This is a genomic window from Desulfosarcina sp. (genome assembly GCF_033791525.1).
GTDB lineage: Bacteria > Desulfobacterota > Desulfobacteria > Desulfobacterales > Desulfosarcinaceae > Desulfosarcina.
The window spans coordinates 1-7,852 of record NZ_JASJGN010000075.1 but is presented as its reverse complement, the minus strand read 5'-3'; the positions used below and the strand labels follow the sequence as shown (position 1 = coordinate 7,852).

At 49.8% G+C, this 7,852-nt stretch carries 9 protein-coding genes and 1 pseudogene; 9 read left to right on the top strand and 1 reads right to left on the bottom strand.

Annotated elements, in window-relative coordinates:
• Positions 1 to 138: helix-hairpin-helix domain-containing protein (locus tag QNK41_RS22955; protein WP_413815115.1), on the top strand; the 138-nt coding region annotated here is incomplete at its 5' end.
• A 150-nt stretch (positions 139 to 288) separates the two neighbouring features.
• On the opposite strand, the gene mdh is transcribed toward QNK41_RS22955, so the two are convergent.
• Entirely contained in the window at positions 289 to 1,221 is a 933-nt protein-coding gene (mdh, locus tag QNK41_RS03745) for a malate dehydrogenase (protein WP_319253893.1), read from the bottom strand.
• Positions 1,222 to 1,546: 325 nt separating this feature from the next.
• Here mdh and QNK41_RS03740 point away from each other — a divergent pair, with 325 nt between their 5' ends.
• The 8 genes and pseudogenes from QNK41_RS03740 to QNK41_RS03710 all read left to right on the top strand — a co-directional run bounded on the left by QNK41_RS03740 (position 1,547) and on the right by QNK41_RS03710 (position 7,676).
• Entirely contained in the window at positions 1,547 to 2,464 is a 918-nt protein-coding gene (locus tag QNK41_RS03740; protein WP_319253891.1) for a hypothetical protein, read from the top strand.
• Between the two features lie 102 nt (positions 2,465 to 2,566).
• Entirely contained in the window at positions 2,567 to 3,181 is a 615-nt protein-coding gene (locus QNK41_RS03735) for a GTPase domain-containing protein (RefSeq protein ID WP_319253889.1), read from the top strand.
• Positions 3,182 to 3,196: 15 nt separating this feature from the next.
• Positions 3,197 to 4,405: a cyclic nucleotide-binding domain-containing protein gene (locus QNK41_RS03730; RefSeq protein WP_319253887.1), complete on the top strand. Its 1,209-nt coding sequence runs from the start codon at positions 3,197 to 3,199 to the stop codon at positions 4,403 to 4,405.
• Between the two features lie 54 nt (positions 4,406 to 4,459).
• Complete coding sequence (locus QNK41_RS03725; RefSeq protein WP_319253885.1) at positions 4,460 to 4,810, top strand: PilZ domain-containing protein; 351 nt, start codon at positions 4,460 to 4,462, stop codon at positions 4,808 to 4,810.
• 75 nt (positions 4,811 to 4,885) lie between these two features.
• Entirely contained in the window at positions 4,886 to 5,782 is an 897-nt protein-coding gene (locus QNK41_RS03720) for a phosphoribosylaminoimidazolesuccinocarboxamide synthase (RefSeq protein WP_319253883.1), read from the top strand.
• Positions 5,772 to 6,002, top strand: a pseudogene (locus QNK41_RS22950) (ParB N-terminal domain-containing protein); the annotation flags it as partial. The gene QNK41_RS03720 and the pseudogene QNK41_RS22950, both read left to right, overlap by 11 nt.
• Positions 6,003 to 6,185: 183 nt before the next feature.
• Positions 6,186 to 6,719, top strand: coding sequence for a hypothetical protein (locus QNK41_RS03715; protein WP_319253881.1), 534 nt, complete (start codon positions 6,186 to 6,188; stop codon positions 6,717 to 6,719).
• A 324-nt stretch (positions 6,720 to 7,043) separates the two neighbouring features.
• Positions 7,044 to 7,676: a TetR/AcrR family transcriptional regulator gene (locus QNK41_RS03710; RefSeq protein WP_319253879.1), complete on the top strand. Its 633-nt coding sequence runs from the start codon at positions 7,044 to 7,046 to the stop codon at positions 7,674 to 7,676.
• Positions 7,677 to 7,852 lie beyond the last annotated feature (176 nt).

Genomic DNA, 7,852 nt, shown 5'->3' with positions numbered 1-7,852 from the left:
GGCCCCAAACGAAAACGCCTGCTGATGAAGCACTTCGGCAGCCTTAAAAAAATCCGGGCAGCCACCGAGGATGAACTCGGCAGGCTGCCCGGCATCAATCAATCCCTGGCCAAGACCATCAAACGGGCGCTATCCTAATATTCATCATGTTCTTTCAGAAATGGTAGATTGTAGTTCAGGTCAAGGCCGCAGGGTTATTGAAACCGCAGGCGTAGCAGCGCTACGTCGAGGATTTTAATAACCCGAGAACGAAGAGCTGAGCCGCAAGATGCCGTTTCTGGAGGGACCTTAGCCTAGTTTGGCCAGATCATCCTTCAGCTCCTGTACGGCGGCAGCGGATTTCATCAGCGCGACCTTCTCATCCTCGGTCAGCGTGATTTCGATCACTTGTTCCATGCCGTTTTTGCCCAGTTTAACCGGTACACCGATATACAGGTCGTTGATTCCGTATTCGCCTTGGAGATAGGCGGCACAGGGCAACACCTTTTTCTTGTCTTTCAAAATGGATTCCGCCATTTCCACAGCGGCGGAAGCCGGTGCGTAGTAGGCGCTGCCGGTCTTGAGCAGACCGACGATTTCAGCCCCGCCGTTGGCGGTGCGTTTCACCAGGGCATCGATGCGATCCTTGGGCATCAGTTCGGTGATGGGGATCCCGGCCACCGTCGAATAGCGGGGCAGTGGAACCATGGTGTCGCCATGGCCGCCCAGAACGAAGGCGTGGGTATTTTCTACGGACACATCCAGTTCCATGGCAATGAATGCCCGGAACCGGGCCGAGTCCAGCACGCCGGCCATGCCCAGAACCCGATTCTTGGGGAACCCGGAAGCATCAAAAGCAACGTGGCACATGGCGTCCAAAGGATTGCTGACGATAATCAGGATGGCGTCCGGAGAATATTTGGCAATCTGCTGGGTCACACTTTTGATGATACCGGCATTGGTGCTGATCAGATCATCCCGGCTCATGCCGGGCTTACGGGGAATGCCGGCGGTGATGATGACGATGTCCGATCCCGCGGTGGCTTCATATCCATTGGTGCCGGTCAGTTTGGCATCGTGCTTTTCGATGGGTGCGGCCTCTGTCAAGTCGAGGGCCTTGCCCTGGGGAACGCCTTCGACGATGTCCACCAACACCACATCGCATAGCTCTTTTTCAGCCAGTCGCTGGGCTGCGGTGGCCCCCACATTTCCAGCGCCGACAACGGTAACTTTTTTGTCCATAACAAGCTCCTTTTAGAGTTAATGGGTTATTATTGCGATTTTTCGAGATTGATCCAGGGAGAAAAAAACTTGATAACACACAGCCTGTCAATGTCAATATGTTTGTTTTATAAGAAGTTAGTTCTCAAATGTTGACAATAAAAGGGCAAACAGGATAAAACACCTTCTGTGACAAAACATTAGGTTCATTGGGAATCAATTCACGCCGAATGCGATGAAATTAGGAAAAAGCGAAAAAACATTCCATTATGCGGCATTTACCCAGTCCCGGCAAGATGGGTGCGGCAAAGCCACTGTTAGAGTGTCAGCAAAAACAGGATTGTGAATGAACATCAGCCTGCAAATCAAATCCCTGCTGAATGAAGCTGAATTGTACCGTGCCCAGGGACTCTTTCCCGAAGCAAAGGATAAGTACCACGCAGCGTCAGCCATGATCCACAAGATCGACAAGCTTAAAAACAAGGATAGTCTCCTTAAGGCCATTTCGGGGAAGATTCAATCTCTTGAAAAAAAGACGGAGAAGGTGGAAACCGGTCCTTCCTCTCCTGAGTTGTCTGAAAAAGGGCAGAACCTGATCAAAAGCCTGTTTGGTGAAAACGACCTGCAAAAAGCAGTTGCCCTGGCAAAGTTCGGTCAATTCGAACGGGCCATTGTCGAACTGGAAGCCTTGCTGAAAGACGATGTGTACCGGGTAGATGCAGGCAAGAATATTATCCGATGCAAGATGGCCAGTGCAACTGTGGACGATGCCATCGACCTTTACCATCAATGGCATTCCGGAGACCTGTTCAGCGGCCATCAACTGGAGTCCATCAGGACCTATCTACAACCGATTATTGACAGAAAAGGCCTTGATAAAACCCTGCCCGTGCCGGTGAGTGAAAAGGATGAAATCAATGCCGGCGGCGATTCCGGCGGAATCGAATTCAGCATGCCCGAACCCGAAGAGGAGATACTGGATATCACCTCCATCGGCATCACCTTTACCAGCGGCACCCATAAGGGGAAAATGGTCGAGTTCGACGTCAATTTTCAGTCCGGCGGAACATTGAGTTTGATCATTTCAAAAAATGACGAAGGCTTGATCGACGAGTTGAAAAATGGAGATAATCTGGACGATATCCAGTTCTACTCACCCATTGCCATGTTTAAAGGGACGGCCGTCGTTGCCAACAAGACTAGCATCGACACCGGGCCGAAGCAGGGCGATTTTTGTCTTGATCTAAAAGTTACAAGCACTTGACGATTTATTAACGCTGCAGTCAATCTTTGAATGCGGGTACCGTATTGCGGCTAAACAAGGTCTCCAGCGCTTACATCATTACATCAGCTAAGGATAATCTTTATGGCCATTTTCAACCTGAAGAAAAGGGAAATTGAGTGTAAGGTCGTATACTATGGGCCGGGTCGGTGTGGCAAGACAACGAATCTCGAATACGTCTTCAAGTCATACAAAAAACAGGTGACCGGGGAGATGGTTTCCATCAATACGGAAGGGGACCGCACCCTGTTTTTCGACTTTTTACCCATCGGCTTGGGCAAGATAAAGGGATGCGATATCCGTGTGCAGCTCTACACCGTCCCCGGCCAGGTCAAATACAGCTCGACGCGAAAGCTTGTTTTGCGGGGTGTGGACGGCATCGTTTTCGTGGCGGATTCGTTGGAGGTGCGTCGTGAAAAAAATATGATCTCTCTGAAAGATCTACAAAGCAATCTCAAAGAATATGGCAAAAGCATATTCAAGGTTCCCCTCATTATGCAATATAATAAAAGAGACCTTGCGGATGAGGGAATTCCACTCATGTCCATCGAACAGATGGATCGTGACTTGAACCGGCAACTGAAAGTACCTTCTTTTCCAGGCAGTGCCGTGAAAGGAACGGGCGTGGGAGCAACGCTGAAGGGTTGTTTAATTGAAACACTGAAATCCTTGCAAAGAGAATTCAAGTGGGCAAAGTAGGGGTCGGTCCTACCGATGAATGAAAGCGTGGCACTATCGGGAAGTTTAAACTTCCTGTCTTTGGGAGACATCATTCAGCTTCTTGGTTCAAGCGGCAGCACGGGTGTTCTCCGTCTGATCAACCGTTATGCACCGGATCCGGGGTTTATCTATTTTATAGAGGGAAATCCGGTCAATGCCCAAAACGGAGATATTGAGGAGCTCGATGCCCTCTACTCCCTTTTCGGTTGGGTTAGTGGATCCTTTGAATTCACGAGAGAGGCCATATTGGCCGACAAGCGAATCAACAAAAGCCGAATGGGAATCATCCTTGAAGGCATGAAGCTTTTGGATGACGGTCAAATCAAGAAAGTCGGACCGGCCACGACCAGCGACAAAGCTGCCGATATGAAACGGTTGCTTTCTAAAACCGCCATCGTCAAGGGCCCGCTCGTGGATTACATGTACGTCGTCGATGAGGAGGATTTTTTCGACAACGAGCATATCGTAGAAGAGGGAAAGCATGGCAGCTGGATCTGGGTGATATTGGAGGGTGTCGTCGATATCGTCAAAGAGGTGGACTCGGGGGCCATCCCCATTATCCGTATCGGCGACGGCTCTTTTATCGGCAGTATGGCCTCTTTTCTGTTGCAGGGGCATATTCGTAAGGCCACGGCCGTCGCCGTGGGCAATGTTCAACTGGGTGTTCTGGATTCACAGCGACTGGCCCAGGAATATGCCGGCATGTCTCTTGAATTCAGAACCTTTTTGACCAGCCTGGACAAGCGAATGAAACAGCTGACCGACCGCATCGTGGAATATCATGACGGGAGCATTCAGACCACAGAGATACTAAAAGACAAAAAGGTGCTCATCCGACAGGCAAAACCCGAAGAGGAACAGCTATACGTGGTCAAGCAGGGCAGGGCATCCGTAGTGCGTAATACCGAAAACGGCCCGGTCGTTCTGTGCCATCTCTACAAAGGCGACTTTTTCGGCGATGTGCCTTTTCTGCACCTGGGCCAGGAGCCGGAAGGTGCAACCATATATGGTTCGGAAAATATCAAAATCGCCAAGATCGAGGCCGTATCGCTGCAAATGGAATACAATCGCCTCTCGACTACATTTAAAAACATTGTGGATAATATGGCCACCTGCATGTCCGTGACCGCGGACATTGTTTGCCGTTCCCTGAATTCAAAAAAAGAGACGGCTGCAGATTTAGACGTTAGGCAGGGATTATGAATGGCCGTATTCGGCATCGGTAACCCCTTACCATCGGGACAAAGGTGAACCCCAATGAACGAAAAGAGAAAGCATTCCAGAGTGGATTCCATCTATCTGCTCAATTATGTGAATCTGGATGAAAATGATAAAGAGATGATGCAAGGCATGGGGCGCACGATTAACGTCTCTGAGTCGGGAATCATGCTGGAAACCCACGTGGCATTCAGCGAGAATGATACGGTGGACGTAGTCGTGGGTCTCAAAGAGGATATGGTGACCATCCGAGGAAAAGTGGTCTTCAGTCGGACTGCCGGAACCGGTCTGCACCAGTCGGGCATTCAGTTTCTGACCATCGAAGACGCATCTTTGGCAACCCTGCGCCGCTACATTGATGCATTCAACGCCATGTCCGCCAACGCATAAACGCCTTTAGGTGCGGGTCATCGGTTGAATTGGCCCCGATGGCGTGCTTTTTGGGCGAAAAAAGGAATGTCGCACATGACTCGTGTGGTTCGAGAAACTGGTTTTTCCACCCTGAAATTGGTTCAACGCGGCAAGGTCCGAGACATGTATGATCTGGGAGATGCCTATCTAATGGTAGCCACGGACCGGATGTCTGCGTTTGATGTAGTCTTGCCCGATCCCATTCCGGATAAGGGCGTCGTCCTAACCCAGATTTCCCTTTTCTGGTTCGACATTATGGAATCGCTGGTCGGCAATCACGTTATCACTGCCGATGTCTCCCGCTATCCTGAATCTTGCCGCCCCTATGCCGCAGATCTTCAGGGACGCAGCATCGTCGTCAAAAAAGCCCAGCCGCTTCCAGTGGAGTGTGTGGTCCGGGGCTATATTACCGGGTCGGGTTGGAAATCCTACCGGAAGGAAGGTACCGTATGCGGCATCCGTCTCCCTGAAGAACTGGTCGAATCCGATCGACTGCCAGTTCCGATCTTCACCCCGTCGACCAAGGAAGAGATGGGCAAACACGATATCAATATCGATTTTGACGAGATGGTTAATCGGATCGGCGCACCGTTGGCGGAACAGGTTAGAGATCTGTCACTTGCCATCTATAAAAAAGGTGCCCAGATTGCCGGTGAAAAAGGCATCCTCATTGCCGATACCAAATTTGAATTCGGCCTTGTGGATGGGAAGCTTATCCTCATCGATGAGGTGTTGACCCCTGATTCATCGCGTTTCTGGCCCAGGGACGCCTATGCCCCTGGCGGATCACAGAAAAGTTTCGACAAACAGTATCTGCGCGATTACCTGCTTTCGCTGGATTGGGACAAAACCGATCCCGGTCCCCGACTTCCCCAGGCGGTAATAGACAATACGCGTGCCAAGTATGTGGAAGCACTGACGCTGCTTTGCGGCGACAGCCATGGACTTTGAGATCACCCCCGTTTTAGTGGATCAGATTCAAACGGGGGACCACACCTTCAAAATCACCACAAACACGGAAACATCCGAACTGGTGCGGTCGATCAGCGCCGTTGGTCTACTGCAACCGCCGGTGCTCATAAAAACAGGACGTGATTTCACGGTAGTTTGTGGGTACCGTCGGATCGACGCATGTGAAAACCTGCACATGGCAAGGATTCCGGCCCGAATACTCCAATCCAATTTTTCAAAAATTACCTGTGCCCAGATCGCCGTTTCAGACAACGCCTCTCAACGTGCACTGAACATTGTGGAACAATCCCGCGCTTACGCGTTGATCAGAAAATTGGCTGACCGCTCAACCGCCTGGCCCAAAATTGCCGAATCAACGGGATTGGCCTTCAGCCAAACTGCCATGGATCGGATCATCCCAGTTGCCGGTATGCCGGGTCCCTTGCAAGAAGCCATTCTCGAGGGAAGCATCGCGCTTCCCATTGCCCTGCAGATCAACCACTTGGAAAACGATGATGCCGTGGCCCTTTGCAACCTATTCCGTCAGGTTACCACCGGGCTGAATATTCAGCGGGAGTTATTGGAGTTGATTTCTGAAATCTCACTCAGGGATGACATTCCTGTTGCAAGGCTGATAGCCCAGGCAGATATTGCTGATATTATAGAAAATGCAGATCGCCCAGCGCCGCAAAAAGCTCAACAATTGCGGATGCTGATGAAGGCGAAACGCTTTCCCGAATTGAGCAAAGCCGAAGCGGCGTACAACCAGAAATTGAAAACGCTCAAATTGAATCCCCGTGTTCAGATCCACCCCCCGCGTTTTTTTGAAGGAAAGTCCTACCGTCTGAGTTTAACCATTGATTCCCGCCGCCAGTTGAAATCCCTGCAATCAGAATTGGATAAACTGGTTCACCATCCCAACCTGCTTCCGGAATAGACCGTCAACCGGACTTTTCACTGTCGACGATTTCCTGGCTAACTATAGCTGACAGGATCAGCGCACGCCACCAGTTAACGATCCATTTATTCTGATTTAACGCCTTCGCCCCCGCCCATCGCATCATCGCCTCAACGAAGAGATAACTCATTGAAATAATGATTAGTAAAGATCTTGGGTCGAATGACTTCCGGAAACCTCAGGCAAAAAACTAATAAACCGTCAAAAATATGGTTTTTATTAGAAAACATGAACAAATATAACTTGACAAATGGGAGGCAAGATATATAAGCTCTTACAAGAAATAAATGGAATTCATTTAATATGGGGATCCAGGAAAGAAAAGAGAGGGAGCGCGAACGCCGCCGGCAACAGATCATGGTTGCCGCCAAGCGCGTTTTTACCAACAAGGGTTTCGCCAAGGCAACCATGGAAGATATCGCTAAGGAAGCGGAACTCAGCCCTGGAACCTTATATCTTTATTTCAAGAACAAGGACGAACTTTACGCCTCTCTTTCTCTGCGCATTCTTCAATACCTGATGATTCGCCTGGAACATGTCAAGGCCGAACCGTTTACCGACGCGGCACAACGCCTCAATGCGCTGAAAGAAGCCATGTTCGATGTATACGAGTTCGACCCTCTCATTCTGATTAACATGTTTCATATGCAGTCCAGTGAAACGCTGAAAAACTTGTCTCCAGACCTCTTGGGCCAAATCGAATCACTCAGCCGGAATTCCCTGAAAGTCATGGCAAATATTTTTGAAGAAGGCATCCGCAAGAAGGTGTTTGTGGACAATCACCCGACCGCGGTGGCCGATATTCTCTGGTCTCTTTTTTCAGGCATCGTACTCTGGGAAACCAGCAAAAAGATTATCAATGGCGAAAAAGACTTTTTAAAGGAGACATTCGATACCGCCTTTGAAATCTTTTCACGTGGGATTATGCGCACTTAACCGGCGCACCAACCTTGGCTCGATTGAGGACAACACTCAACCAGAATGGATGAAAGGGGGGATTAAACAAGGGGAGGGGGACTTCTTTTCCACTGATTTTTCCGCGACCGGATGGCTTGTGTCCTCAAGTTTAGCACGCATTCAAGATTAACGAAGGAAAACGCATTGAAAAGAAG

What these genes read in the sequence shown, in the direction of transcription:
- QNK41_RS03715 (WP_319253881.1), top strand. Translation starts at nt 6,186, where the DNA reads ATGGATCGGATCATCCCAGTTGCCGGTATGCCGGGTCCCTTGCAAGAA.
- QNK41_RS03710 (WP_319253879.1), top strand. Translation starts at nt 7,044, where the DNA reads ATGGGGATCCAGGAAAGAAAAGAGAGGGAGCGCGAACGCCGCCGGCAA.
- QNK41_RS03740 (WP_319253891.1), top strand. Translation starts at nt 1,547, where the DNA reads ATGAACATCAGCCTGCAAATCAAATCCCTGCTGAATGAAGCTGAATTG.
- QNK41_RS03725 (WP_319253885.1), top strand. Translation starts at nt 4,460, where the DNA reads ATGAACGAAAAGAGAAAGCATTCCAGAGTGGATTCCATCTATCTGCTC.
- QNK41_RS03720 (WP_319253883.1), top strand. Translation starts at nt 4,886, where the DNA reads ATGACTCGTGTGGTTCGAGAAACTGGTTTTTCCACCCTGAAATTGGTT.
- QNK41_RS03730 (WP_319253887.1), top strand. Translation starts at nt 3,197, where the DNA reads ATGAATGAAAGCGTGGCACTATCGGGAAGTTTAAACTTCCTGTCTTTG.
- QNK41_RS03735 (WP_319253889.1), top strand. Translation starts at nt 2,567, where the DNA reads ATGGCCATTTTCAACCTGAAGAAAAGGGAAATTGAGTGTAAGGTCGTA.
- mdh (WP_319253893.1), bottom strand. Translation starts at nt 1,221, where the DNA reads ATGGACAAAAAAGTTACCGTTGTCGGCGCTGGAAATGTGGGGGCCACC.